Raw genomic sequence first — 25,936 nt, 5'->3', positions numbered from 1 at the left:
ATCACAAACTACAGTTGCCGCAGTGATGTACGACACACTCCCTGACCTGTCCGTCGTCGTGCACCTATCGACCTTGTGAGGAGTCAACGATGGTTGACAGCATTTACGCGATCGGCGACACGATGTGGCTGGTCATGCTCTTCCTGGCCATGCCGCTCGGGGTGTACCTGACCGTGCGCAGCCGTTTCCTGCAGGTCCGGTTGTTCGTGGACATGATCCGCCAGCTCAAAGGCGACGGGAAGGAGCGCGAAGGAGGCCTGACCCCGTTCCAGGCGCTGATGCTGACGATCGGCAACCGCGTCGGGGTCGGCAACATCGCCGGGGTCGCCACCGCCATCGGCTTCGGCGGGCCCGGGGCGCTGTTCTGGATGGGCCTGATGGCGTTCTTCGGCGCCGCGACGGCCTTCGTGGAGTCGACCCTGGCGCAGATCTACAAGCAGCGCATCGACGGTGAACTGCAGGGCGGCGTCCCCTACTACCTGGAGAAGATCACCCAGAAGCGCTGGCTCGGGATGGTCGCGGCCGCGATCGCACTACTCCTCTACACCCTGCTGGCACCGGGCGTACAGGCCACCAACATCGGCGTCGCCGCGGAATTCGGCCTCGGAGCGCCGACCTGGGTCGTGGGACTGATCGTCACCGCCATCCTCGGCATCATCATCTGGGGCGGACGCCAGCGCGTGCTCAAGTTCGTCAACATCGTCGTCCCGATCATGGCCGTCGGCTACCTGCTGATGGCAGTGGTGGTGCTGGCCGTCAACTTCACCCAGGTCCCGGCGGCCATCGGCCTGATCTTCACCAGCGCCTTCGGCGTGGACTCCGTCTTCGGCGGCATCATCGGAGCAGCGATCGCCTGGGGCGTGCGCCGGGCCCTGTTCTCCAACGTCGCGGGCGTCGGCGAGGGCACCTACGCCGCCGGTGCCGCCGACGTCTCGCACCCGGCCAAGCAGGGCCTGGTGCAGTCCTTCTCCATCTACATCGATACCCTGGGCGTGTGCATGGCCACCGGGCTGATGCTCGTGGTCACGGGGGCCTACAACGTCATCACCACCGACGGCACCACGATCCAGACCAACCTGCCCGGGGTCGCCGCCGGCCCGAACTTCACCCAGGAAGCCATCGCCACAGTCTGGGAACCGCTGGCCGGACCCTTCATCGCCATCGCGATCGCCATGTTCGCACTCACCACGATCGTGGCCTTCTACTTCATTGCCGAGGCCAACCTCGCTTACCTCGTCGGGCACCGGAACCGCGTCCTCGTGCGAATCATGGAGGTTGCCCTCCTGGCGATGACCTTCTACAGCACCATCCAGGACGCCAGCCTGGTGTGGGCCACCGCCGACATCGGATACGGCGCGCTGGGCATCCTGAACTTCACCATCTTGATCTTCACCTCCGGAATCGCCCTCAAGACGCTCAAGGACTACGACCAGCAGCGTGCCGCCGGTCTTGACCCGGTCTTCGACCCGGTCAAGCTGGGCATCAAGCACGCCGACTTCTGGGAGGAGCTCAACGCCGGGGACTCGTCGGTCCTGGCCCCGCGGCCGGCGCAGCGCACCCCTGGCAGGCGGCACGCGTCCCGCGACTGACCCGGTCCTCGACCCGGAATCGCCCCGGCTCCCCCCAGGGAGCCGGGGCGATACCGGCGGGTCGTGAAGACGGCGTCAGGCGCGCATCACGGCGTCTCGAGGATCAGGAGCGTCCCCTCGTGCGCCGGAAGGGTGATCTCGAGGCCCTGTTCCCCGCCGACGGTCCCGCAGACCTCCTCGGTGAAGGCATCGACCACCACGCTGTCCTGGGCGAGGTGATCCGACCGGACCGCGGCCGTGACGGTGTCCGTGGAGAAATTCAGCACGGTGACCGCCAACTGCCCGGTCGCGGTGCGCTGCACCAGGGCCAGCAGTGCGGGGTGGGACGCGGTCGCGACGTCGAGGAGCTCCCCGGCCGCGATGCCGTGTTCCTTCCGGACCTCGAGGACGCGCGCGAGCCGGCGGGCAAAGGAGTCCTCGTCGGCCAGCTGGTCCGGGATCGGCGCGTACAGGCTCCGGGCACGGGGGAGGCCGGACCCGGAGGACCGGGATTCGGGGGCCATGCCCATGAGGTTGTGCGCACCGCGGTTGATCCACCGGGTGTCTCCCTGGGCGATCAGCTCGGCGACCTGCTCCCGGGGCAGCGGGAGCACGCCCCGCAGGTCCCACCCGGACAGGGCGAAGACCCCGGGCTGCAGGGAGTTGTACATCGCCAGCAACAGGTGTCCTCGGCGGACCTGCTCGAGTTGGTCGTCGCTGATCTGGTCCAGGTCGGTGATCCCCAGGGCCGCGGTGACCACGCTGGCCGTGGTGCACGCGATCCCGTTGGTCGTGAAGGTCAGGTTGTAGGGAGCCGCCGGGCCGGTGATCCGCTCGCGCAGGGTCGACTGGATGTGCTCCGCGAGTTCACCGCCGGTGAGGGCCCGCCCGCCGAGCTCGAACTCCCGGTCCCGGTGCCGCACGGCGAAGTGGATGAGCTCGTAGGTGAGCTCGTCGTGGTTCTGCAGGGCATGGACCAGGCTGGCGGCGTCCACGCCGATGGCCAGGGCCTCGCGCAGGGTCAGCCGCAGGAACTCCGTGTCCTGCGTGACGAGGGCATGGTGGTAGGCCGGCCGCGTGACGAAGTCGTAGGACAGGTCCGGGCCGGTCATGGACGTCGTCTTGATGTCGTCGATGGAGAGGTTCAGCTCCTGGAAGGTGAAGCCGCCGACCTTGCGCACCATGGACCCCAGGAGCTGGTTCGCCGCCTCGGACAGGGGATGGCCCTCGGACCAACCGGCCCCCTGGTCCGCCCCCTTCTCCACGCCCAGGAAACCGTTGGCGTCCAGGCGCAGCGCACCGGCGCCCAGGTCCAGCAGGGAGTGCAGCGCGTCACCCATCACCATGCGCATGCCCGAGAACGTCGGGTCGAGCCAGTTCAGGGACGGCTGCCCGTCCTTGAAGTAGTGCAGGTAGACCCAGCGGTGCAGCGTGCCCTCGGTGTCCAGCACGGGCCGGGTCGCGCTCCAGTTGGTCTCCTTGACCCCGGGCTCGTAGAAGATCACCCGCTGCAGCTCCCCGATGATGTACCCCGCGTCCTGCAGGGCGCGTTCGGACTCCCGGTCCAGGTTGGCCGAGTCCTTCCCGGCGGGGACCTCGGGCAGCAGGTGCCAGTCCGACTCCGGGATGTCGATCATGTGGAACAGGCCGGGATAGTCCCGGTAGTTCATCTCGGCCAGCCGGAAATCCGCGCCCTTGCCGGTGTGACCGGGCACGATGTCATCGATGACCGTCCCGCCACGGTCCCTGGCCACGGCGCACATCGCGCGGAACTCGTCCTCGGTGCCGAACAGGGGATCGATGGCCATGCTGATGCGGTCGAAGTGGCCGTCCACGCTGGGGGTGTAATTCCAGCCGTCCAGTCCTCCGGCCCGTTTCAGGGGCCCGGTGTGGATCGCGGTGATGCCGATCTGCGCGAAGGCGTCCCACAGGGCCGGCTTGCCGAGGGCGCCGAGGAAGGACTGCCCGGGTTCCGTGATGACGGCCAACGGATACGAGGTCACCCACACGCTGGCGGCCTCCACGGCGCGCCGCGGATCGGGGCGGGCGTAGGCGTGCTGCCACATGCTGGCCTGGCCGGACAGCTGGCGGCCCAGCGTCTTGGCGTCTCCCAGCATGGACTGACCGCGCAGCCACTGGACGTAGGCCGGGTTCGTCCCCACCGGCTCGAAGGGGGGCTTGGCCGCCCCGAACTGCTGGTTGCGGCGCGCCTTCGGACGGGCGGCACGGGGCCGGGCCGGATAGAAGACCTCGTCGTAGTTGACGTCCGCGGGGGTGTCCACGTCGGCGGTGGGCACGGGGATGTCCGCGGGGACGCCCCCGTCACCCTGGGAATCGGTCTCGGGAGTGGGCACCCGGTCTCCTTCCATGTCACGAGGGTCACGTGACCACGCCCTGCAGTGTTGCGCGCAGTCAGGACTCATCCTTGCAGTGCTGAGCGCCGTCTGCCACCGGACGTCCGTGCGGCCGGCGCTAACCTTGCCCCATGTCCTCCGCCCCGGTCCGCCTCCTGCTCCTGGCAGACACCCACGTCCCGAACCGGGCACGCGCCCTGCCGGCCCAGGTGTGGCGGGCAGTCGACGAGGCGGACGTCGTCTTCCACGCGGGGGACTGGCAGGTCCCGGAACTCCTGGATGAACTGGAGTCCCGGGCCCGCCGCCTGGTGGGCGTGTGGGGCAACAACGACGGCGCCGAGTTACGCCGGCGCCTGCCTGAGGTGGCGCGCGTGGAGATCGGCGGGGTCGGGTTCGCGATGACCCACGAGACGGGCGCGGCGCGCGGCCGGGAACGCCGGATGGCGCAGGTGTTCCCCGAAGTGGACGTCCTCGTCTTCGGGCACAGTCACATCCCGTGGGACACCGTGGCGGGGGAGGACACCGCGAACCCCGGACTGAGACTGCTCAACCCGGGCTCGCCCACGGACCGGCGGCGCCAGCCCGAGTGCACGATGATGACGGCGGTCGTCCAGGACGGCCAGCTGACCCAGGTCCACGTGCGCCCGGTGGACCGCACCCCCTGACCGCAGCTGTCCAGGGCCTCAGGTGCCGCAGAAGGTGCGGTACCGTCCGAAGTCCTCGGGCGGGCCCTCGGCGTAGCGTTCCAGCCCGGGCCGCTCCTCGAACGGCTGGGTCACCGCCTCCAGCAGCTTTTCCAGGGGCCCGACGTCGTCCGCCTGCGCGGCGGCGAGCGCCTCCTCCACGAGGTGGTTGCGCGGGATATAGAGGGGGTTGGCGCGGTCCATCAACTCCGGGTCGGGGCTCAGGGCCCCCCAGCGCTCCAGCCAGTCGTCGAGGGCCGGCCGGTCGGTGAACACCGCCTGGACCGGCCCGGTGTCCCCGCGGGCGGCCTGGCCCAATCGGCGGAAGAACCCGGTGAAGTCGATGTGGTCCTGCTGCAGCAGGGCGAGCAGTTCGTCGGCCAGCGGTCCCGCCGTCTCCTGCGCGATGTCCGTGGACAACCCGAGCTTGCGGCGGACTCCGACCGCGAAGGCGTCGCTGAACTGGCGGGTGAAGTCCTGCAGCGCATCCGTGACGAGCTCGACCGCCACGTTCGGGTCCTCGTGGAGTTCCGGCAGCAGGGCCTCGGCGAAACGGGCCAGGTTCCACTGGGCGATCGCGGGTTGGTTCCCGTAGGCGTAGCGTCCGGCCGTGTCGATCGAGCTGTAGACGGCGGCGCGGTCGAAGGCGTCCATGAAGGCGCACGGCCCGTAGTCGATGGTCTCGCCCGAGATGGTCATGTTGTCCGTGTTCATCACCCCGTGGACGAAGCCCACCAGCAGCCACTGTGCCACGAGCGAGGCCTGGGCCGAGACCACCTCGCGGAACAGGGCCAGGGGTGGGTTGTCCGCGTCCGCGGCCTGCGGGTGGTGCCGGGCGATCGCGTGCTCGGCCAGGCGGCGCAGCACGGTGGGGTCCTCGAGGCTGCGGGCGTACTGGAAGCTGCCCACCCGCAGGTGGCTGGCCGCCACCCGGGCGAGCAGCGCCCCCGGCAAGGGTCCGTCCTCGCGCAGCACGCTCCGCCCGGTGCCGACCACCGCCAGGGAGCGGGTGCTCGGGATGCCCAGGGCGTGCATCGCCTCGCTGACGACGTACTCGCGCAGCATGGGCCCGACGGCGGCCCGGCCGTCCCCGCCGCGGGCGAAGGGCGTGGGCCCGGACCCCTTGAGGTGCAGGTCCCGCAGCTGACCGTGATCGCCGTTCCCGGCGCCCAGTTCACCGAGCAGCAGGGCGCGCCCGTCTCCGAGGCGCGGGACGTACACCCCGAACTGGTGCCCGGCGTAGGCCTGGGCGACGGGGGTGCCGAGCGCGACGGGGGAGGTGCCCTCCGCACCCGCGGCAGCGCCGGCGTCGGGACCCACGCCGGTGCCGGTGAGGAACCGCAGCCCCTCGGGGGTGCGCAGCCACTCGGCGTCCAGGCCGAGCCCGGCTGCCAGCGGCTCGTTGAGCACCAGCAATTGCGGCGCCGGGGTGTCCTCGGCGCGCCACGGGATGGCCAGCTCCGGCAGGTCGGTGGCGAATCGAGCCTGCAGGGCGAGGGCGGGGGTGGTGTGGCTCATGCGTCCAGCGTAGTCACGGGCCGGACCCGGGAGTGAGGTGCCGCCGGTCCGGCCTCGTCCGCCGCCGGCCGGGTCCGTAGGCTACGGGCACCGGCCCTCACGGAGAGGAGAGTGCGATGGCACGTCCGCCAGCCGCCGCAGACCGCACCGGGGAGCTCACGACGTCCCGGCTGGCCCGCGCCCAGGGCCTGTACGTGCTGGTGACCGGGGCCTGGCCGCTGGTGCACTACCGCAGTTTCGAACGCGTGACCGGACCCAAGGCCGACCGCTGGCTGGTGCAGACCGTGGCCGGCCTGGCCGTGACGATCGGCTGGTCCATGCTCCGGTCCGGCTCCGCCCCGGAGGCACACCCGACGGCGGCCCGGCTCGGTGTGGGCTCCGCGCTCACCTTCGGGGCCATCGACGCGGTCTACGGCACGAGCGGCCGGATCCGGCGGATCTACCTGGCGGACGCCGCCGTGGAGGCCGGTTGGCTGGCCGCCTGGCGGTCAGCGGGGCGGGTCAGGAAGGACCGTGACGCCGGGCCTCGACCACGGCGGGCTGGATTCCCCGCTCCCAGGGCCGGCCGTGCCCGGGCAGGACGAGCGTAGCCCCGGTGGCCAGGAGGGCGTCCAGCGAGCGCAGGGCCTGGGCGCTGTCCGCGGTGGCCGCGCCCGCCACGATCCGCGGCCCGGTCTCACCGGTGTAGGGATCCAGGGTCACGAGGGCGTCCCCGGTCAACAGGGCATCGCGGTCGGGCAGGTGCAGCGCGCAGTGCCCGTGGGTGTGGCCCGGGCTGGCGACGACGCGCGGCCGTCCGGGCACCGGCAGGGTGTCCCCGTCCTCGATGTGGTCCGTGACCCGGGTGCCCCTCACGGCCAGTGCGCCGCCGGCCAGCATGGCCGAGAGGATCGGCACGGCGCGGGGGTGCTTCAGCGGATAGGCGGCGCGGGGGTTCTCGTGGGCGTACCGGTAGGGGTGCGCGGCCAGGGTGCGCTCGGCGCGGTGCGCGTACACCGGCACTCCCAGGCGGTGCACGAGGCGCCGGGCGACGCCCACGTGGTCGAAGTGCGCATGCGTGAGCACGAGGGCCTTCACGTCCTCGGGCCGGCGGCCGATCGTGCGGATCGAGCGGCCGAGCTCGGTCCAGACGCCGGGCAGTCCGGCGTCGACCAGCGTGACGCCGTCGTCGTCCTCGACCAGGTAGCAGTTGACGTGCGCGTGGTCGATCAGGTGTACGCCGGGGGCGATGTCCTGGGTGAGCATGGGTCCTCCCGGGTCGTCCAAGGGTGTCCGTTCTCCACCGTAGGGGGAGGAAGGGCGCGGAGGGAGGGGCTGCCCCGAGGCGCCGGGCACGAGCAGGGCCCCGGGTAGTCCGGCTGCGTGAGGGGAACGCATTCTGCCGGGCCCGGGGCCCTCTGTCGTCACTCGCACCTTGATGAGGTGCTTCCCACCGTAGGCAACGGTCGTGGGGACCGGCCGGGTGCCGGCTGGGTATCGCCTGACAATCGGTGCCACCCACCCGGCGGCCGGCTACCCCGGCTCAGTCAGCGGCCGGCTACCCCGGCTCAGTCGGCGAACCGGCCCGTGGTGGGGAAGCGGTGCCAGGCCCGGTGGGCCGGCATCAGCGCGAGCAGCTCCTGGACGGCCGCGGCGCCACCCTTGGCGGTCACCACACCCGCGGTGTCCTGCATCGCCGTGGCACGCAGCACCTCCTGGCCCGTGCCGAAGGCGGCGATCGCCTTGGCATGGCGCCACGCCTCGCCGAGCAGCTTGGCCACCCGCGGGTCCACGCCCTCCGGCCCGGGAGCGGCGGCCTTGGCGTCCAGGCCGTGCGCCGCGTCCGGGGCGGGCGGCGTGGCCGAGGCGAGCAGGACGGCGTCGAACTCCACGGACGCCGCCGTCAGGTAGGTGCGCTGCGCGACCACGTCCTTGCCCAGCAGCCGGGTGGCGGCCTCGCCGCCGGACGGGGCGACCACCAGGGGCACCATCCCGGCCTTGTCCACCGCGGCGACCGCGTCGGCGAGCTCGCCGGTGTCCACGTCCTCGCCGACGATGATCCCCACCTGACGGCCGGCCAGCGGCCACTCACCGCCGACCTGGGCCAGGGCCGGTGAGGGCTCGACGTCGGCCGGGGCCTCGGACGGCTTCGGTGCCGGAAGGCCCAGCCCCTCGGCGACGACCTGGGCCAGCGTGGCGTCGATGTTGGCCAGGGCGCGCAACTGGCGCTCGCGGATGGCCTGCTCGTAGCACTTGCCGAGCTCGAAGGTGTAGGCCTGGGCCACGTGCTCGCGCTCCACCTCGGTCAGGGACCGGAAGAACAACCGGGCCTGGCTGAAGTGGTCGTCGAAGGTGGCGGGCAGTGCCCGTTCCTTCACCGAGGCGGCCACCGGGGCGGGGTGGTCGATGAAGGGCCGCTCGCCGTCGGGGGTCTCGAACGGGTTGTTCCCGTCCAGGGTGTTCGGGCGGTAGGGGGCCACTCCGGTGTGCACGGCGGTCTGGTGCATGCCGTCCCGCAGCATGTCATTGACCTCCGCGTGCGGGCGGTTGATGGGCAGCTGGTTCCAGTTGGGGCCGCCGAGGCGGGTGATCTGGGTGTCCAGGTAGGAGAAGAGCCGGCCCTGCAGCAGCGGATCGTTGGTGACGTCGATGCCGGGGATGAGGTTGTTCGGGTTGAACGCCACCTGCTCGGTCTCGGCGAAGAAGTTCGAGGTGTTGCGGTTCAGGGTCAGCAGCCCGATCGGCTCGACGGGCGCCAGTTCCTCCGGGACGATCTTCGTGGGATCCAGCAGGTCGATCCCGGCGAACATCTGGTCCTCGTTGTCCTCGAAGACCTGCACGCCCAGCTCCCACTCCGGGAAGGCGCCCGCCTCGATCGCGTCCGCCAGGTCCCGGCGGTGGTAGTCCGGATCGGCGCCGTTGATGATCTGCGCCTCCTCCCACGTGACCGAGTGCACGCCCAGCTTCGGCTTCCAGTGGAACTTCACCAGCACCGTGGACCCGTCCTGGGCGATCAGCCGGAAGGTGTGGACGCCGAAGCCCTCCATCATCCGGTAGGACCGCGGGATGCCGCGATCGGACATGTTCCAGATCGTGTGGTGCTGGGCCTCGGTGTGCAGGGAGACGAAGTCCCAGAACGTGTCATGGGCGGACTGGGCCTGCGGGATCTCCCGGTCCGGGTGCGGCTTGACCGCGTGCACCACGTCCGGGAACTTGATGGCGTCCTGGATGAAGAACACCGGCATGTTGTTGCCGACCAGGTCCCAGGTGCCCTCGTCCGTGTAGAACTTGGTGGCGAAGCCGCGGGTGTCACGGGCCACGTCCATGGAGCCGCGCGAACCGACCACGGTGGAGAAACGGACGAAGACCTCGGTCTCCTTGTCCTTCTCGAAGACCCCCGCCCGGCAGATCTTCGCGGCCGTGCCGTAGCCGCGGAACACGCCGTGGGCGCCGGCGCCGCGGGCGTGCACCACCCGCTCGGGGATGCGCTCGTGGTCGAAGTGGCTGATCTTCTCGCGGAAGTGGTGGTCCTGCAGCAGCAGAGGTCCCCGGGGTCCGGCGCGCAGCGCGTGGTCCGAGTCCTTCAGCCGGGCGCCGTGGGCGGTGGTGAGGAACTCCCCGCCCTGGGCCATCTTCTCCTGCGGGGCACCGGTTTCCTGCCCGGTGGGGGAGACCGTGGCGGGCCCGGTCTGGTCAGGCTTCGGCGGCAACGGGCCGGCCGGAGTCGTGGGCTCCTCCAGCGGGGGCGGGACCGGGCCCGGGGTGCCGGGGATCTGGGGGTTCTCGGACATGGTGTTGCCTTTCGCCGTAGGTAAGGGCTCCGACCACCGTAGACAGGGGGCGGGGGGTCTTGGCCAGAAGCGACCGGCGCGGAGTGTGCGGCAGGTGGAGCCCTGCGGGCAAGACCTCGCGGACGGGGTCCTGCGCGTGAGGCCGGGAGAGTGGGACGATGGGCACGACGCAACCACGGGGTTCCGGGGCCGGGCGGGGTCGAGCCGGAACGGGGCCGGATCTGCAGGGGTGAGGGAGGTCCGTCATGACCAGGGAGACCGATCGGCGTCGGACTGATGACTGGGGCACCTTCGAGGGCCTGGAGGAGGAGTTCAGGAACGCCGTCTTCTGGTGGCTGCTCGTCCGCGGTGTCCTCGCCCTGGTCTTCGGCCTCGTCATGGTCTTCATGCCGGGAGCCGCAGCCGCGGCGCTGAGCATCGTCATCGGGATCTGGCTCGTCCTGGACGGGGTCACCGGCTGCGCGATCGCGGGCCGGCGCAAGAGTACGGGCCGCCGGTGGGGGATGCCCCTGCTCGGCGGGGTGGTGGCGATCCTGGCCGGCCTGGCCCTGGTGGTCTTCCCCTATGCCCTGGCCGTGGTGGGCGGGGTGGCCGTGCTGTGGATCCTGGCCATCGGCCTGGCGGTGCGCGGCCTGCTCGAGATCACCGACCGCCGATCCGGGAGGTGGGGCAGTTTCCTGGGCCTGATCAACGTGGTCGTCGCGATCGTGCTGGCGGTCGTCATGTTCGTGAACCCGCTCGTCGCGCTGGGTGCCCTGGTGCTCGTCGTCGGGATCTACGGCGTGGTGTTCGGGCTGACCACCATCATCAGCGCCTTCCGGGTGCGCCGCGCCTGACGATCCGCCCTGCCTGACCCCCGTCGGGCCTGACGGCGAGCCCAGCGGGGCCGGTGGTCGATGGATGAGGCGGAGCACCCGGACCCCGGGGCTCCGCGCCATCCATCGACCGGCAGCCGGTGAGGACGGCCAGGCTACTCGGCGGGCCACCCCGCGTTCGACTGCGCCGTCAGGGTGTCCCAGAAGGTGGTGTCCGCGGCCTCGATCGACCCGTCAGCGATCGCGCGCGCCGTGGACTCCAGCGTGGTCACGGTCTGCTTGATCAGGTAACCGTTCGACTTCTGGCCCAGGACGGAACCGGGGTTGGAGTGGTCGGACATCCCACGCATCTCGAACAGCAGCGTGGAGATGCCGTACTCCACGGCGATGCCGTTGCGCGCGATGTTCTCGGTGGCGCCGCCCACGTACTTGCCCAGGTGGCCCCAGCCGGTCGGCTCGATGGCGCCGTGGACGATCGCTCCGAGTCGCTTGGACCCGCCCAGGACCTCGGCGTCCACATTCGGGGTGGTCGGATGCAGGATCGACCCGGAGACCAGTTCACCGTCGGCCTGGGACCGGGAACCCTGGTGGTGCAGGTCGATCATGTAGTCGATGTCGTAGGCCTGCAGCACGTTCTCGTGCAGGGCCCGGGTCTCCGGCTCGACCTTGGCGATGTGGTCCCGGTTCAGGTCCACCTCGTGGGCGTTGTACCGGGTCAGGTGACGGTCCCCGGACGCGATGTAGTCCTCCAGGGAGAAGTCCACGTCACCCATGGCACCATCCGCGTTGAGCATCGGCACCACGAGGATGTTGACCCCGTCCAGCACGCCCTGGTTCTTGCCGGTGCCGAGCGACCTGATGAAGGACAGCGCGCCCTCCGTGGTGAGCTGCTCGTTGCCGTGCTGCTGGGTCAGGTAGAGGATCGTCGGGTTCTGCGGGTCGGAGAGGTACTTGACCAGGTGGATGTCCCGGCCCTTCACGGTCTGCCCGATGACCTCCAGCTCCATGGCCGGCTGCTTGGCCTCCTGCGTGTGCAGCTCCGCCACCAGCTCGTCGTAGGTGGTGAGGATCGAGGTGTTGATGGTCTCGTTGCCGCCGTAGTTCGGTCCCTTGCCCACGGCGAAGGCCGGTGGGGCCGCCAGTCCGGACCCCAGCGCCAGGCCGGCGGCGAGGGTGAGGGCGGCCAGCCGGCGGCCCCGGGGGCGCGGGGAACGCTGCGAGCCGGAGGAGTGTGGCGCGGAGGGGCGCGGTGCGGAGTGTGATGAGCGGGTCATGGCATCCTCTCGGGACGGACCCGGCCGGGAGGGGGCCGGGGCGCGGCGGGTTCTACGGGGAACCACCATGAGGACGGAGGCCGGCCACCGGGGGGCGTGTGACGCGGATCACCCAAGTCAACCCGGGGTTGACCGGGCCGTCAAGCACGCGTCGTGGCCGTCAAGCCGCCCCCGCCCGGAGGGTGGTCACTGCGCTGCCTTGGAGTCCCCGTCGATGTTCAGCTGCTGGCCGGAGATGGTCCGGGCGGCCGGGCTGGCCAGGAACACGGCCAGGGCGGCGATGTCGGCCGGGTCGGTGAAGGACTTGATGGCCTGGTTCTCCAGGGCCGCCTCCCGCTCCTCCTCGATGCTGCGCCCGGAGACCTGGGCGCGGCCCTCGAACACCCTCTCCAGGCGGGGTCCGTTGACGCCGCCGGGGTGGATGGAGTTCACCGTGATCCCGTGGGGGCCGAGCTCCAGTGACAGGGTCTTGGTGAACCCGACCAGGCCCCACTTGGTGGTGGCGTAGGCGATCCGGTTCGGGTAGCCGAAACGCCCGGCCAGGGAGGACATGACGATGATCGAACCGCGCCCGTTCTCCTTCAGCAGCGGAACGGCCTTGCGGGCCACCTCGAAGGTGCCGTTGAGGTTGACGTCCACGACGGCGGCCCAGGCGTCCGGGTCGTAGTCCTCCACGGGCGCGGTGGGTCCGGCGATGCCGGCGTTGGAGACCAGTACGTCCAGCCCGCCGAGCTCCGCGCGGACGTCGGCCATCATGGCGTCGACGTCGGCGGCCCGGGACACGTCGCCCACGGAGGCGGTGAGGCCCGGGTGCTCGGCCAGGGCGGCCTGGACGGCGTCCGGGTCGATGTCCGCGATGTGGACGCGGTCACCGTTGGCGACGAAGGCCCGGGCGATGGCCAGTCCGATGCCGGAGGCGCCGGCGGTGACGAGTACGCGCTGGGACATGGGGATCTCCTCGTTCACGGCGGAGGCCGGCTCCGGGGACCAGGTCCTGGAGGGAGCTGGCCCCCCGGAGGTCCTCACGGTGGATGTGCGGTGGATGTTCTGGGACCAGATCTACGCCGGACGCCGGGATCCGGCAACGTCAGGAGGCAGGATTCCGCACCGGGGAATGGGGGAGCGCGCCGTCCGGCCGGCCTCCGCGCGACTGCGGATGGACTCAGGCCAGGGCCTCGACCCGGTCCCGGCCGTGGGCGGGACCGGCGCTCGTGCCGGGAGTGCGCCCGTCCTCGCGGTGGGCGGCCAGGGTGGCGAACGGCCCGCCGGCGGCCAGCAGTTCGGCGGGGCCGCCCTGTTCCACGATCCGTCCGCCCTCCAGCACCACCACCTGGCCGGCCCCGGTCACGGTGGACAGCCGGTGGGCGATCATCAGCGTGGTCCGTCCCACCGCCAGCCGGTCCAGTGCGGCCTGCACGCGGGCCTCGGTGGTGTTGTCCAGGGCGGAGGTGGCCTCGTCCAGCACCAGCACCGGCGGATTGCGCAGGATGGTCCGGGCGATCGCCAGCCGTTGCTGCTCACCCCCGGAGAAGCGGTGGCCGCGGGCACCCACCACCGTGTCCAGTCCTTCGGGCAGGGCGGCGACGGTGTCCGCGAGGGACGCGGCGCCGAGCACCTCCCAGAGCCTGGCGTCGGTGGCGTCCGGGTCGGCCAGCAGCAGGTTCTCCCGCACGGTGGCGTGGATCAGGTACGTCTCCTGGGAGACCACCCCGACGATCCTCGCCAGCACCTCCGGATCGATCTCGCGCACGTCGACCCCGTCGATCGTGACCCGCCCCGCGGTGGCGTCGTGCAACCGGGGCAGCAGGGAGGCCAGGGTGGACTTGCCGGAACCGGTCGGGCCGACGACGGCGGTCGTGGTCCCCGCGGGCATCACCAGGTCGATGCGGTCCAGCACCGGGCGCCCCCCGGTGGGTGAGGCACCCGCGGCGGGGGCGGCGCCGTCGTCGTAGGTGAAGGAGGCCTGTTCGAAGCGGACCTCGCCGCGCACCCGCTCCGGTTCCAGCGGGACCGGATCGGCCGGTGGCCTGACCTGCGGGTCCAGGTCCAGGTACTCGAAGATGCGGGAGAAGAAGGCCAGGGCGGTGACCCACTGGACGCCGATGTTCAGCAGGCCCATCACGGGGCGGAACACGGTGCCCTGCAGTGCCGTGAACGCCACGAGCGTGCCGATGGTCATCCCCCCGGAGGTCGCGGGGAAGCCGGCCGCGAGGTAGATGACCGCGGGGATCGCGGCGAAGACGACCTGCATGGTCGCCATGCGCCAGCGGCCGGCCAGCTGCGAGCGCATCTCCAGGTCGATCAGGGCCGCGGAGCGGTCGGTGAAGCGGGCGGCGTCGCGGGCGGTGGTGCCCAGGGTCTTCGCCAGCCGCACGCCGGAGACGGACAGGCCCTCCTCGACCTGGGTGTGCAGGGCGGCCAGGGTCTGCTGGCGTTCGTCGGTGACCTTGCGGCGGATCAGCGCGACCTTGCGGGAGAGCCAGATGGCCGGGGGCAGCACCAGCAGCGAGATCAGGGACAACTGCGGGGACAGGGCGACCATGGCGACCGCGGTGGCGACGGTGGTGGTGACGTTGGTGGCGATGCCGGTGGCCGTGGAGGTGACCACGGACTGCATGCCCGCGATGTCGTTGGTGAGCCGGGACTGGACCTCACCGCCACGGGTCCGGGTGAAGAAGGACAGCGACTGCCTCTGCAGGTGGGTGAAGAGGTCCACGCGCAGGGTGTGCATGACCCGCTGGCCCATCCTCGTGGCCATCCAGGTCTGGACCACGCCGATGGCCGCGGTGAGGGCGGCGACCAGCACCATGGCGGCGGTGAGGGCCGAGAGCAGGGGGACGTCCTGGTGCGGCAGGGCGTCGTCGATGACGCCGCGCACCAGGAACGGCTGGGCCAGGTTGACGACGGAGGAGACGGTGATCAGCAGGACCACGACGGCGATGGTCGCCCGGTGCGGGACGAAGAGGGCCGCGATGCGGCGCAGGGAGACGGGGTGGCGCTGCAGCTGGGCCCGGTCCGCCGGGTCGGGCCGGGCCGGACCCCGGCCGCCGCCGCGACCGGGGGCTGTGCCCGGGGTGGCGGGGGCCGTGAGCGTGGTGGGGGAACTCATGGGTGGGCGCTCCTTCGTGAGGGGCCTCCGTGGCGAGGTCGGGGGTGGGAATGTAGTGAGGTTACCTCACTAAGAGGTTGCAGGTCAATCTCGCGTAGGATGCAACGCATGCCGGTCCCCGCTGATTCCCCCGCCTCTCCGCCCGAGCTCGGTGACCTCATGCACGTGGCCTTCCGGCGACTGCGCCGCGGCTGGGGCGAGCAGCTGGCGCCGTTCGGCCTGACGCCGTACCAGTTCCGGGCGCTGCAGGCCGTGGCCGGGGGAGCGGCCGGGGGAGTGGCCACCGCGGACGCCGCCGCCGAGGGGCTGCGCCTGAAGGACCTGGCCGAGAGGCTGCGGATCGCCCCGCGCTCGGCCACCGAGGTGGTCGACCAGTTGCAGGACCGGGGGCTCGTCGAGCGGCGGCCCGACCCCGCCGACCGGCGGGCCACGCGCATCGTGCTCACCGGGGACGGCGCCCGGGTGCGCGAGCAGGTCCGTGAGGAACGGCGCCGGCAGGCCGGGGACTACTTCTCCGTGCTGTCCGAGGGGGACCGGGCCGAGCTGGCGCGCATCCTCTCCGAGCTGGTGCGCTCGCACCCCTGAGGCGGCCGACCGGCGTCGGGAGCGATCCGACGGCGTTTGTCATGGCTGGAGCGGCTGGTTGCCGGTTTCTCCTATCAGGATGGACGCATCATCCCGGCAGGGACCGGGGAGATGTCCATCCCGGGATGAGTGAGGCGGCGTGGGGGAATATCCGGGGTGCGCGAGCCGCTGAGACTGGGAGCCCCGATTCGATCCGGAAGGACCCCCATGGCCACCGTAGACCTCACCGTCGACAGCTTCGGCACCACCGTTGCCGAGAATGACACCGTCCTCGTGGACTTCTGGGCCGCCTGGTGCGGCCCCTGCCGCCAGTTCGCCCCCGTGTTCGACGCCGCCTCGGAGCAGCACCCGGACGTCGTCTTCGCCAAGGTGGACACCGAGGCGGAGCAGCAGCTGGCCGCCATGGCCGGCATCACCTCCATCCCCACGCTGATGGCCTTCCGCGGCGGCGTGCTGGTGTTCTCCCAGGCCGGTGCCCTGCCCGGTTCCGCGCTCGACCAGCTGCTGGACCAGGTCAAGGGCCTGGACATCGCCGAGGTGCGGCGGCTGGCCGAGGAGCAGGCCGGTGAGCAGGGCGATGGTCAGGGTGGCCAGCACGACGACGAGCCCTCCGCCCAGGAGGCCGTCCAGTCCGCCGCGGACCAGCTCAACGCGCTGCACGGCCGCTGACCCGGCGGCCGTTTCGCCCGGGGACGGTGGCAGGATGAGGGCATGCGCCCCGATGACCTCGACGCCCGTCTCATCCAGCTGCTGACCGACTCGCCGCAGCTGCCCGTGCTCGAGTGCGCGCGGCGCCTCGGCGTGGCCCGGGGGACGGTCACCAGCCGGTTGGCGCGGTTGCAGGCGGCCGGCGTGATCAGCGCGATCGTCCCCCAGGTGGACCCGGCGGGTTTCGGCTACGACCTGGTGGCGTTCTGCTCCGTGGACATCAACCAGCATGTCGGCCACGAACCGGTCACCGAGGCGATCCTCTCCGCCATCCCCGAGGTCACCGACCTCTACACGGTCACCGGCGACCATGACCTGCACCTGCGCGTGGTGGCCCGCAACGGCCAGGACCTGCAGGACGTGCTGGACCGGATCTCGCAGGTCCCCGGTGTCGCGCGGACCTCCTCCGCGCTGGCGTTGCGCACCCACGAGCAGGGCCGGACGCTGCCGCTGCTGCACGCGGTGGCGGCTTCCGGCGAATGACTGGTCAGACTGTCCACCCGCGGCCGCGCGATACCGGTCAGATTGCACAGACTGGCCAGCCGTTCGCCGGCTGATTGCACAACGTCGAAGGGCCGGTCACACTCCTTCTCGAGAGTCCTGATGCCCCGAGACGAGGAACGCCGCCATGACCGCAGTCGCCGATGCCCGCCCGACCACCGCCCACGCCGTGCAGGAGTCCGGCGCCGCCGGTGAGACCCGCGTCCCCACCGTCCCCCAGGCCGTCGCGCGGGTCGTGCGCGAGCAGGACACCCTCCTGTTCGGGCTGATGGGCAACGGCAACGCCCACCTGATCAGCGAGCTGACCAGCACGGGCTTCCCCTTCGTCACCGTCCGGCACGAGGCGGGCGCCGTCGCGGCCGCGGACGCCGCCTTCCGCGCGTCGGGACGGCTCGCCACCGCCACGGTCACCTATGGCGCCGGCTTCACGAACACCCTGACCGCCCTGGCCGAGGCCGCCCTGGCGCGCATCCCGCTGGTGCTGATCATCGGGGACGCCCCCACCACCGGTCCGCGCTTCTTCGACGTGGACCAGGTCGGCATGGCCGCCGCGGCCGGCGTCGAGACCGTCCGGCTGAACGACCACGACCCCGCCGCCCAGGTGCGCGATGCCTACGCCCGCGCCCGTGCCGAGTCCCGGCCCGTCGTGGTCGCCATCCCCTACGACCTGGTCGAGGCGCCGGTGCGCGGCTCCACCGGGGCGGACGGGCTGACGGGCGAGGCACCCCTCCACGGGTCCCTGCCGGCCCCGACCGGTGCCGGGATCGCCCCCTTCCTGGCCGCCCTGCGCGGCGCCAAGCGCCCCTTGATCATCGCCGGCCGCGGCGTCGTGGACTCCCCCGGGGCGCCGGAGGCCCTGCGCCGGCTGGCCGACGGACTGGGCGCCTTCATCGCGACCTCCGTGATGGCCCGCAACGTGGCCGGGCTCGAGGGCGACCTGGGCATCGCCGGCGGCTTCGCCCGGCTGGACCGCGCGGAGATCATGCGCCAGGCCGACGTCGTGCTCGTCGTCGGTGCCGGGATGAACCCGTTCCAGTTGCGTTACGGCACCCTCCTCGGAGCCGGGGCGACCGTGCTGCAGGTCGACACGCGGGACTGGAAGCGCCACGAGCGCACCGATCACTTCCTGGTGTCCGACGCCGGGGCCGCCCTGGGAGCCCTGGCGGCGGCGCTGGGTGCTACGCCGGACGAGAACGGCCGTCCCGACGGCGGCTGGCGCGCCCGGCAGGCCATCCCGGCGGCCCCGCGGCTGGAGACGGTGAGGGCCGACGGGTCCGTGGAGGACGGGCTCGCCGAGGACGGCCGGCTGAACCCGCGGTCCATGGCCCTCGCGCTGGAGGAGATCCTGCCGGCCGAGCGGACCTTCGTGCAGGACGGCGGCCACTTCATCGGCTGGGTGCCCCTGATGTGCTCGGTGCCGGACGCGCGCTCCCACACGTTCGTCGGCACCGCGTTCCAGTCGATCGGGCTGGGCTTCCCGTCCGCCGTGGGCGCCGCCGCGGCCCGGCCGGAGCGCACCACGGTGCTCGTCACCGGTGACGGTGGCGGGCTGATGGCCCTGGCCGATCTCGAGAGCTTCGTGCGCCAGGCCCGCTCCGGCGTGGTGGTCGTGTTCAACGACGCCGCCTACGGGGCCGAACTGCACCAGTACGCCGTCCGGGGCCTGGACGAGGAGGCGATGCTCATCGAGGAGGTGGACTTCGCCGCCGTCGGGCGCGCCTTCGGGGCCGAGGGCGTCAAGGCCCGCAGCCTGGCCGACCTGGATGCCCTGAAGGACTGGGTGGCCCGGGGTGCCGAGGGCGTGTTCGTGCTGGACCTGCCGATCTCGCGCAACGTGGTGGCCGAGTACATGGTGGAGTCCATGGCCGGTGCCCAGCCCGCACCGCGGCCGCTGCCCGTGGACTGAGCCGGTCCGCTGCCCCCGGGGTGGCAGGATGGGCGCTATGACGGCGAACGAGGGCGGTGGCAACCGCATGCTGGAGAGGGTGGCCGCCATCCTCGACGCGGTGGAGGCCGGCCCGGCCTCCGCGAGCGACATCGCCCGCCGCACGGAGCTGTCCGTGTCCACGGTGCACCGGCTCGCCCTGTCGATGGCCGAACTGGAGTTCCTGCGCCGTGATCCGGACGGCCGGTTCCGCCGCGGTGGCCGCTTCGTCCGGTCCGCACTCGAGAACGCCGCACTGCCCATCCTCACCGCGCTCCGTGACCGGACCGGTGAGACCTCCCAGTTATGGGTGCGGCGGGGCGGGGACCGGTTGTGCCTGGCCAGCGTGGACAGCACGCACACGCTGCGGGCCACCCTGCCCCCGGGGACCCGTCAACCCCTGCCCGCGGGATCGGCGGGGCGGTTGCTCGCCGCCGAGGACGAGGCCCTGGCCTCGGTCCGGGCGCGGGGCTGGGTGGAGTCCGTGGGGATGCGCACCCCGGGACTGGGCTCCGTCAGCGCGCCGGTGACCGTCCGGGGCGAACTGCTCGGGGCCGTCTGCGTCGCCGTGCCGCTGGCCCGGGTGGTGGGCAGCCCCGGAGAGGACTTCGGGCCCCTGACCGTCGAGGCGGCGGATCATCTCGCGGAGGTCATGGAGACCCTGCGTCTCAGCTGAGGCCGGGGGCGCCCACCCCCGATGGCGCCCCCCGCGACGCCCGCCCCCGGTGGCGCCCGTCCTGCGTGGCCCCGCGCTCGTGGACGGTGCCGCGGAGCACCGGCCCCGGACCGTGGACGTCCCGGGTCCCCACGCCCGGAGGCCGGGCCTGACCTGCGGCGCCGAAGAACATGGACACGGGGTGTTGTGAGCCCGATCACTCATTGCTACTGTCTTCCCACTAAACAGCAAACATTTCCCATCTGATGGGAAATTCAGCGGGAGGATATCGCGTGAGCGAAGCCATCAACACCGGGACGAACACCCTGCCCCTGGAGGGCGTGCGCGTCCTCGAACTCGGCAGCTTCATCGCCGCCCCGTTCGCCGCCCGCCTCTTCGGCGACTTCGGGGCCGAGGTCATCAAGATCGAGCGCCCCGCCGGCGGCGACGAGCTGCGCGACTGGCGCAAGACCCGCGGGCAGACGTCCATGCTGTTCCGCACCATGGGCCGCAACAAGAAGTCCGTCGCCCTGGACCTGCGCAGCGAGCTCGGCCGCGAGGCCGTGCTGAGGATGGCGGCGAGCGCCGATGTCGTGATCGAGAACTTCCGCCCGGGCACCCTGGAGAAGTGGGGGCTGGGCCCGGACGAGCTGATGGCCAGGAACCCGGACCTGGTGATGGTCCGGATCTCCGGCTACGGCCAGACCGGTCCCTACAAGGACCGGGCCGGCTTCGGCAGCTCGGCCGAGTCCTTCGCCGGCCTGCGCTACATCACCGGGGAGCCGGACCGCCCGGCCGGCCGTGCCGCCGCCTCCATGGGGGACACCGTCGCCGGACTCTACGGTGTCATCGGCGCCCTGATGCTCATGCTCCAGAAGGCCCGCGGTGGGGACACCCGTGGCCGGCAGGTCGTGGACGTGGCCCTGTATGAGGGCGTGTTCAGCCTGCTGGAATCCCTCGTTCCGGACTACGACGCCTACGGCATGGTCCGCCAGCGCACCGGCGGGCGCCTCCCCGGTGTGGTGCCGACCGGTTCCTACCCGACCGGGGACGGTCTCGAGGTGGTCATCGGCGGCAACTCCAACTCCGTGTTCAAGCGCCTCATGCGTGCCGTGGGCCGCGAGGACCTGGCCGAGGACGCGTCCCTGACGACCACCGAGGCCCGCGGCGACCGCGAGGAGGAGCTCAACGGCGTCATCTCCGAGTGGACCGGCGCCCGCCCGCTCAAGGAGGTCCTGGACGTGCTGAGCGAGCAGGGCGTGCCGGCCGGCCCGGTCTACGACGCCCCGTCCATCGCCCAGGACGAGCACTACATCGCCCGCGGGATGATCGAGACGCACGAAGTCGTCATTGAGGACGAGCCCGAGCTGATCCGCTTCCCCGGCGTGGTCCCCAAGATCCCGGGTCACGACGGGCGGGTGGCCTGGATCGGCCCGGACCTGGGTGAGCACACCGAGCAGGTGCTGCGCGAGGTCGCAGGGTTCGACGACGACCAGATCGCCGCCGTGTCCGCCTCCGGTGCCGAGGCGGTGCGCTGATGACCGCCATCCAGGTCACGGACGTCTTCCTGCGCGACGGCCTCCAGGACGAGCCCGTCACCCTGACTCCCGCACGGCGCGTCGAGATCGGCGAGGCCATCGCGGCCGCCGGCGTGCGGCGGATGGAGGTCGCCTCCTTCGTCAACCCCCGGCGCGTCCCGCAGATGGCCGGCGCCGAGGGGGTCCTGCAGTCCCTGCAGGAGGGCACGACGGCGGAGCTCACCGTCCTGGCGCTCAACGGCCGGGGCGTGGAGCGGGCGGTGGCGGCCGGCGCGCGGCACGTGCAGATCGTCACCTCCGCCAGCCAGGCGCATTCCTCGGCCAACGCCGGGCAGGGCATCGAGGAGGCCCTGGCGGGACTGGGGGAACAGGTGGCGGCCCACCCGGGCGTCGACTTCTTCGCCGGCATCTCGACCGCGTTCACCTGCCCGTTCGAGGGGGCGATCGATCCGGAGCACCTGCTGTGGATGGTCCGGTCCTTCAAGGCCATGGGCGTGACGGACATCGGCCTGGCGGACACCCTGGGCACCACGCCCACGGATGAGCTGATCGCCAGCCTCGACCACGTGCTGGCGGCCGAGCCCGAACTGACCTACTACCTGCACCTGCACAACGCCCACGGCCAGGCCCTGGCCACCGTGGACGCCGCGATCGAGCGCGGGATCACCCGCTTCGACGCCGCCCTCGGAGGGTACGGCGGCTGCCCCTTCGCCCCGGGCGCGGCCGGCAACCTCTCCACGGGGGAGCTGGTCCGCCACCTGCACGCCGCCGGGCACCTGACCGGGATCGACGAGGCCGCGCTGGCCGAGGCGACCGCCCTGGCCCGGAACCTTCTCGCCACGGCCCCCCGGCTCGCCGAGCCCTCCCACGCCTGACCTTCACCCCGGGCATCCCGGGCCCCCGGGCTCTCAGGGGCCCGCTATTCTCACCCCCACCTGACGAAAGGGACTGCCATGTCCACCACCTCCACCGACGAGACCACGGGGTCTCACGGCGATCGCGAGGCGATCGAGCAGGAGCTCACTGCCGGGACCGATCCCGCGTCCGAGGGCGGCCTGGGCCACCCTGTCGCCAAGGACGTCGACGGCCGCCCGGGCGTCCACTACACGGGCGCCGGGTGGAAGCGGATCGCCAGCGTGCCGATCGCGGTCTACCTGGTGATGGCCGGCGTCGTGCTCACGGCCGCCACCACCGGGGTACTGGCACCGTCCATGCTCTCCGGCTTCGCGGTGACCATCCTGCTGGGCGGGCTGTTCATCTGGCTCGGCAACCGGGTCCCCCTGATCCGGGACTACGGCCTGCCGACCATCCTCTGCACCTTCGCCCCCGCCACGCTGGCCTACCTCGGCGCCATCCCGGAACCGATCATCACCGTGGCCAGCACCTTCATCGACGAGCAGGGTTTCCTGGACTTCTTCGTCATGGCGATCATCGCCGGTTCCATCCTCGGCATGCCGCGCGCACTGCTGGTCAAGGCCGGCCCGCGGTTCGCCGTGCCCGTGGTGGGCACTATGGTGGCCACGTTCGTGGTGATCGGGCTGGTGTCCCTGCTGTTCGGCAAGGGGTTCATCGAGGGCATCCTGCTGGTGGCCGCGCCGATCATGGCCGGCGGCCTGGGCCTGGGCGCCCTGCCCATGTCCGAGATGTACGCCTCCCGCACCGGCCAGGACGCCTCCGCGTTCATGGGCGACCTGATGTCCGCCGTCGTGCTGGCCAATGTCTTCTGCATCATCATCGCAGGGCTGCTCAACGGCATCGGCAAGAACCGGCCCACCCTCTTCGTCGGCTTCACCGGCAACGGTGACCTGATGCGCGTCCAGGGCCCGCGCGGCGAGCTGACGATGCCGAAGAAGGCCGATACCTCCACGTACATCGCGCTCGGCAAGGGCCTGCTGTTCGCCGCCGTGATCTTCGTGGTCGGTGAATTGCTGGGCGCGTACCTGGAGTTCCTGCATCCCTACGCCTGGGCGATCATCATCATGGTGGTCCTGAAGCTGACCGGGTGGCTGCCGAAGGACCTCGAGGCCTCCGCCACCGACTGGGGAGAGCTGATCAACGCTGTCCTGGTCCCGGCCCTGCTCGTGGGCGTCTCCCTGACCTACATCAAGATCGACGAGGTCCTCGTCTCCCTGGCCGACCCGTCCTTCATCGTCCTGACGTTCCTGTGCGTGCTCGTGGCCGGGCTCTCCGCCGGCGTCATCGGCTGGCTGGTGAAGTTCAACTTCGTGGAGTCGGCGATCGTGCCCGGCCTGGTCATGGCGGACACCGGCGGATCCGGCGACGTCTCCGTCCTCAGCGCCTCCGAGCGCATGCACCTCATGCCGTTCGCGGCCATCACCAACCGCATCGGCGGCACCCTGGTGCTGTTCGTCACTTCGCTGATGGTGCCGCTGCTGGTCGGCTGACCCTCACCCCGAGTGTCCAGAGGTCAAAGGATGACCCGGAACGCCCCGATGCGGGGTGTTCCGGGTCATCCTTTGGCGTTCGGCCGTCGGAGGGGTCCGCGTGCGCACCGTGGCGGGCAGCGTGGGCCAGGTCACTGCAGTTGTGCACAACATGCAGTCGTGCAAAAATATGATCCATGACCCCTGCGGATACCCTCTCCCTGCGCGAGCGCAAAAAGCTCGAGACGTGGAATCTCATCCACGACGCGGCCGCCGGACTGGCCCTGGACGAGGACATCCCCTGCGTGACCGTCGAGGCCATCGCCAGCGAGGCCGGAGTGTCCCAGCGGACCTTCTTCAACTACTTCCCCACCAAGGAGGACGCCATCCTCGGCGTCCGCAGCCCCCAGCCCCCGGAACTGCCCGAGGGATTCCTGGACGGGGACGGCCTGTTGCGCCGCACCACGGAGCTGATGCTCGGCGTCAGCCGCAGCGCCTACGCCGAGGGGGACGTCGAGCGCCGGGGCCGGTTGTTCGCCAAGTTCCCGCACCTGCTCATCCGGCGCCGGGAGCTGTCCCTGGAGTGTGAGGACCTCGTCCAGCGCGCGCTCGCCGCGGCGATGGCCGGCCATCCCGAGTGGTCGCAGGGACTGCACGGGCACGGGGTCGAGGACACCGCCCGGATGCTGACCACCGCGGCGGGCACCCCGTTGCGCTACGCGATCATGGCCCAGGGCCCGCTGCCCACCGGACAGCTGGAGCCGGAGGCCGTCCTCGACGCGATCGAACTGTTCCAAGACCTCTACAGGAAGCTTTCATGACCCAGACCCCCCGCGACCGCCGTCGAAGTCCCACCGCCACCGCTCCGACGGAGGCCAGCGCCTCCGGTGCGGCCCCGAACCGGGCCGAGGCCGGTTCGACGATCCCCCCGGGGACGCTCGTCCCGCTCTTCGTCGGCCTCATGCTGGCGATGCTGCTGGCCGCCCTGAACCAGACGGTCTTCGCCACGGCCCTGCCCACGATCGTGGGCGAGCTCAACGGGGTGAGCCAGATGGTGTGGGTCATCACCGCCTACATCCTGGCCACCACCATCGTCATGCCCATCTACGGCAAGGTCGGTGACCAGATCGGCCGCAGGCCGCTGCTCATCGCCGCGATCAGCCTGTTCATGCTCGGCTCCGTGGTCGGCGGCCTGGCCGGGGACATGGGCATGCTGATCCTGTCCCGCGTCATCCAGGGCATCGGCGGCGGTGGACTGATGATCCTGGCCCAGGCGGCCATCGCCGACGTGGTCCCCGCCCGGGAACGCGGCAAGTACATGGGCGTCATGGGCGGGGTGTTCGCCCTGGCCTCCGTGGTGGGACCCCTGCTCGGCGGGTGGTTCACGGACGGACCCGGCTGGCGCTGGGCCTTCTGGATCAACATCCCGATCGGCGTGCTGGCCCTGCTGGCCGCGATCTTCTTCCTCAAGCTGCCCCGCCACCGGCACGGTCGCCCGACCCTGGACTGGTACGGGATGTCTCTGATCGCCGTCGCCACCACCGCCCTTGTGCTGGTCACCACCTGGGGCGGCGGCACCTACGCGTGGTCCGACCCGGTCATCCTGGGCCTGATCGCCGTGACGGTCGTGGCCGGTGTCGTCTTCGTGCTGGTCGAACGGCGCACCGCCGAGCCCCTGATCCCGATGTCCCTGTTCCGCGAGACCAACTTCGTGCTGACCACCGTGGCCGGCCTGTTCATCGGCGTGGCCATGTTCGGCGCCCTCGGGTACATGCCCACGTACCTGCAGATGTCCTTCGGCCTGGACGCCTCCGTCGCCGGCCTGGCGATGATCCCCATGATGGGCGCCATGCTGCTCACCTCGACGGCGTCCGGGGCGCTGATCTCCCGGTACGGCAAGTACAAGTGGTACCCCGTGGTGGGTGCGCTGGTCATCGCCGTCGCCCTGGTCCTGCTGTCCCTGATGGACCCGCACCAGCCCCTCTGGATGGCGTGCGGTTACATGGCACTGCTGGGGATGGGCCTCGGCCTGTCCATGCAGAACCTCGTGCTGATCGTGCAGAACACCTTCCCGGTCACCATGGTGGGCACCGCCACGGCCTCCAACAACTACTTCCGCCAGATCGGCGCCACCCTGGGCTCCTCCCTGGTCGGCAGCCTGTTCGCCTCGCGGCTGGCCGGACTGCTGGTCGAGCGGCTGCCCTCGGCGGGCGCGGGCCAGATGGGCAGTGCGGAGTCATTGACCCCGGCCGCGGTGTCCGCGCTGCCGGATCCGCTGCACGACCTGGTGATCACCGCATACTCGGACGCCCTGACCCCGATCTTCCTGTGGATCGCGCCGCTGGGCCTGATCGCCGCCGTCCTGCTGGTGTTCGTCACGGAGAAGCCGCTGGCCACCCGGATCGAGCGGACGGTGGAGTCCGAACCGCTGGCCACGGGCAGCCTCTCGATCGTCATGCCCGGCTCGAGCCATGAGCCCGCGGGCGACTCCGCGCCCGAACGGAGCCACGCGCCCGCCCTGCGGTCCCGGTAGTACCGCCGTCGGCGACC

21 protein-coding genes are annotated in these 25,936 nt (G+C 71.4%); 14 read left to right on the top strand and 7 right to left on the bottom strand.

Going from position 1 to position 25,936, the window contains the following annotated elements:
* Nucleotides 1-89 precede the first annotated feature (89 nt).
* The gene (locus GGQ69_RS13425) at nucleotides 90-1,589 is read left to right on the top strand and encodes a sodium:alanine symporter family protein (RefSeq protein WP_183529339.1); all 1,500 of its coding nucleotides are present in this window, start codon (nucleotides 90-92) and stop codon (nucleotides 1,587-1,589) included.
* 86 nt (nucleotides 1,590-1,675) lie between these two features.
* Here GGQ69_RS13425 and treS read toward each other — a convergent pair whose 3' ends face one another.
* A complete protein-coding gene (gene treS / locus GGQ69_RS13420) occupies nucleotides 1,676-3,937 on the bottom strand; it encodes a maltose alpha-D-glucosyltransferase (protein ID WP_221243770.1) in 2,262 nt (753 codons plus the stop codon).
* 116 nt (nucleotides 3,938-4,053) lie between these two features.
* Between treS and GGQ69_RS13415 the strand changes: the two genes are divergently transcribed.
* A complete protein-coding gene (locus GGQ69_RS13415; protein WP_183529335.1) occupies nucleotides 4,054-4,587 on the top strand; it encodes a metallophosphoesterase in 534 nt (177 codons plus the stop codon).
* 18 nt (nucleotides 4,588-4,605) lie between these two features.
* On the opposite strand, the gene GGQ69_RS13410 is transcribed toward GGQ69_RS13415, so the two are convergent.
* Nucleotides 4,606-6,123 carry a YdiU family protein gene (locus tag GGQ69_RS13410; protein WP_183529333.1) on the bottom strand — a complete coding sequence of 506 codons (1,518 nt, stop codon included), beginning with the start codon at nucleotides 6,121-6,123 and terminating at the stop codon, nucleotides 4,606-4,608.
* Nucleotides 6,124-6,239: 116 nt separating this feature from the next.
* Between GGQ69_RS13410 and GGQ69_RS13405 the strand changes: the two genes are divergently transcribed.
* Entirely contained in the window at nucleotides 6,240-6,713 is a 474-nt protein-coding gene (locus tag GGQ69_RS13405) for a hypothetical protein (protein WP_183529331.1), read from the top strand.
* Here the strand turns inward: GGQ69_RS13405 and GGQ69_RS13400 are convergent.
* Complete coding sequence (locus tag GGQ69_RS13400; RefSeq protein ID WP_183529329.1) at nucleotides 6,625-7,368, bottom strand: MBL fold metallo-hydrolase; 744 nt, start codon at nucleotides 7,366-7,368, stop codon at nucleotides 6,625-6,627. The genes GGQ69_RS13405 and GGQ69_RS13400 overlap by 89 nt on opposite strands.
* Nucleotides 7,369-7,670: 302 nt before the next feature.
* Nucleotides 7,671-9,893 (bottom strand): catalase, encoded by a 2,223-nt coding sequence (locus tag GGQ69_RS13395; protein ID WP_183529327.1) that lies wholly within the window; start codon nucleotides 9,891-9,893, stop codon nucleotides 7,671-7,673.
* 245 nt (nucleotides 9,894-10,138) lie between these two features.
* Here GGQ69_RS13395 and GGQ69_RS13390 point away from each other — a divergent pair, with 245 nt between their 5' ends.
* Nucleotides 10,139-10,729, top strand: a complete 591-nt coding sequence (locus tag GGQ69_RS13390) for an HdeD family acid-resistance protein (protein WP_183529325.1) — start codon at nucleotides 10,139-10,141, stop codon at nucleotides 10,727-10,729.
* A gap of 134 nt (nucleotides 10,730-10,863) precedes the next feature.
* Here GGQ69_RS13390 and GGQ69_RS13385 read toward each other — a convergent pair whose 3' ends face one another.
* From GGQ69_RS13385 to GGQ69_RS13375, 3 genes are all read right to left on the bottom strand, one after another.
* A complete protein-coding gene (locus GGQ69_RS13385) occupies nucleotides 10,864-11,982 on the bottom strand; it encodes a M14 family zinc carboxypeptidase (protein WP_255459714.1) in 1,119 nt (372 codons plus the stop codon).
* Between the two features lie 186 nt (nucleotides 11,983-12,168).
* Nucleotides 12,169-12,930 (bottom strand): SDR family oxidoreductase, encoded by a 762-nt coding sequence (locus GGQ69_RS13380; RefSeq protein ID WP_183529323.1) that lies wholly within the window; start codon nucleotides 12,928-12,930, stop codon nucleotides 12,169-12,171.
* 214 nt (nucleotides 12,931-13,144) lie between these two features.
* Nucleotides 13,145-15,091, bottom strand: coding sequence for an ABC transporter ATP-binding protein (locus GGQ69_RS13375; RefSeq protein WP_183529321.1), 1,947 nt, complete (start codon nucleotides 15,089-15,091; stop codon nucleotides 13,145-13,147).
* Between the two features lie 108 nt (nucleotides 15,092-15,199).
* On the opposite strand from GGQ69_RS13375, the gene GGQ69_RS13370 reads away from it, so the two are divergent.
* The 10 genes from GGQ69_RS13370 to GGQ69_RS13325 all read left to right on the top strand — a co-directional run bounded on the left by GGQ69_RS13370 (nucleotide 15,200) and on the right by GGQ69_RS13325 (nucleotide 25,919).
* The gene (locus GGQ69_RS13370; protein ID WP_183529319.1) at nucleotides 15,200-15,676 is read left to right on the top strand and encodes a MarR family winged helix-turn-helix transcriptional regulator; all 477 of its coding nucleotides are present in this window, start codon (nucleotides 15,200-15,202) and stop codon (nucleotides 15,674-15,676) included.
* Between the two features lie 207 nt (nucleotides 15,677-15,883).
* Nucleotides 15,884-16,345: a thioredoxin gene (trxA, locus tag GGQ69_RS13365; RefSeq protein ID WP_183529317.1), complete on the top strand. Its 462-nt coding sequence runs from the start codon at nucleotides 15,884-15,886 to the stop codon at nucleotides 16,343-16,345.
* A 42-nt stretch (nucleotides 16,346-16,387) separates the two neighbouring features.
* Nucleotides 16,388-16,867: an Lrp/AsnC family transcriptional regulator gene (locus tag GGQ69_RS13360; protein WP_183529315.1), complete on the top strand. Its 480-nt coding sequence runs from the start codon at nucleotides 16,388-16,390 to the stop codon at nucleotides 16,865-16,867.
* A gap of 145 nt (nucleotides 16,868-17,012) precedes the next feature.
* The gene (locus GGQ69_RS13355) at nucleotides 17,013-18,791 is read left to right on the top strand and encodes a thiamine pyrophosphate-binding protein (RefSeq protein WP_183529313.1); all 1,779 of its coding nucleotides are present in this window, start codon (nucleotides 17,013-17,015) and stop codon (nucleotides 18,789-18,791) included.
* A 37-nt stretch (nucleotides 18,792-18,828) separates the two neighbouring features.
* Nucleotides 18,829-19,485, top strand: coding sequence for an IclR family transcriptional regulator (locus GGQ69_RS13350; protein ID WP_183529311.1), 657 nt, complete (start codon nucleotides 18,829-18,831; stop codon nucleotides 19,483-19,485).
* A gap of 272 nt (nucleotides 19,486-19,757) precedes the next feature.
* The gene (locus GGQ69_RS13345; RefSeq protein ID WP_183529309.1) at nucleotides 19,758-21,002 is read left to right on the top strand and encodes a CaiB/BaiF CoA-transferase family protein; all 1,245 of its coding nucleotides are present in this window, start codon (nucleotides 19,758-19,760) and stop codon (nucleotides 21,000-21,002) included.
* Nucleotides 21,002-21,877, top strand: a complete 876-nt coding sequence (locus GGQ69_RS13340; RefSeq protein WP_183529307.1) for a hydroxymethylglutaryl-CoA lyase — start codon at nucleotides 21,002-21,004, stop codon at nucleotides 21,875-21,877. The genes GGQ69_RS13345 and GGQ69_RS13340 overlap by 1 nt, the downstream gene beginning before the upstream one ends.
* Nucleotides 21,878-21,955: 78 nt before the next feature.
* Nucleotides 21,956-23,407, top strand: coding sequence for a 2-hydroxycarboxylate transporter family protein (locus GGQ69_RS13335; protein WP_183529305.1), 1,452 nt, complete (start codon nucleotides 21,956-21,958; stop codon nucleotides 23,405-23,407).
* A gap of 176 nt (nucleotides 23,408-23,583) precedes the next feature.
* A complete protein-coding gene (locus GGQ69_RS16275; RefSeq protein ID WP_221243768.1) occupies nucleotides 23,584-24,207 on the top strand; it encodes a TetR/AcrR family transcriptional regulator in 624 nt (207 codons plus the stop codon).
* A complete protein-coding gene (locus tag GGQ69_RS13325; RefSeq protein ID WP_183529303.1) occupies nucleotides 24,204-25,919 on the top strand; it encodes an MDR family MFS transporter in 1,716 nt (571 codons plus the stop codon). The genes GGQ69_RS16275 and GGQ69_RS13325 overlap by 4 nt, the downstream gene beginning before the upstream one ends.
* Nucleotides 25,920-25,936: the final 17 nt, after the last annotated feature.

This window comes from Micrococcus sp. TA1 (genome assembly GCF_014199555.1).
Classification (GTDB): Bacteria; Actinomycetota; Actinomycetes; order Actinomycetales; family Micrococcaceae; genus Citricoccus.
The sequence above is the reverse complement of the archived record's forward strand: the minus strand, read 5'-3'. Positions and strand labels throughout refer to the sequence as shown.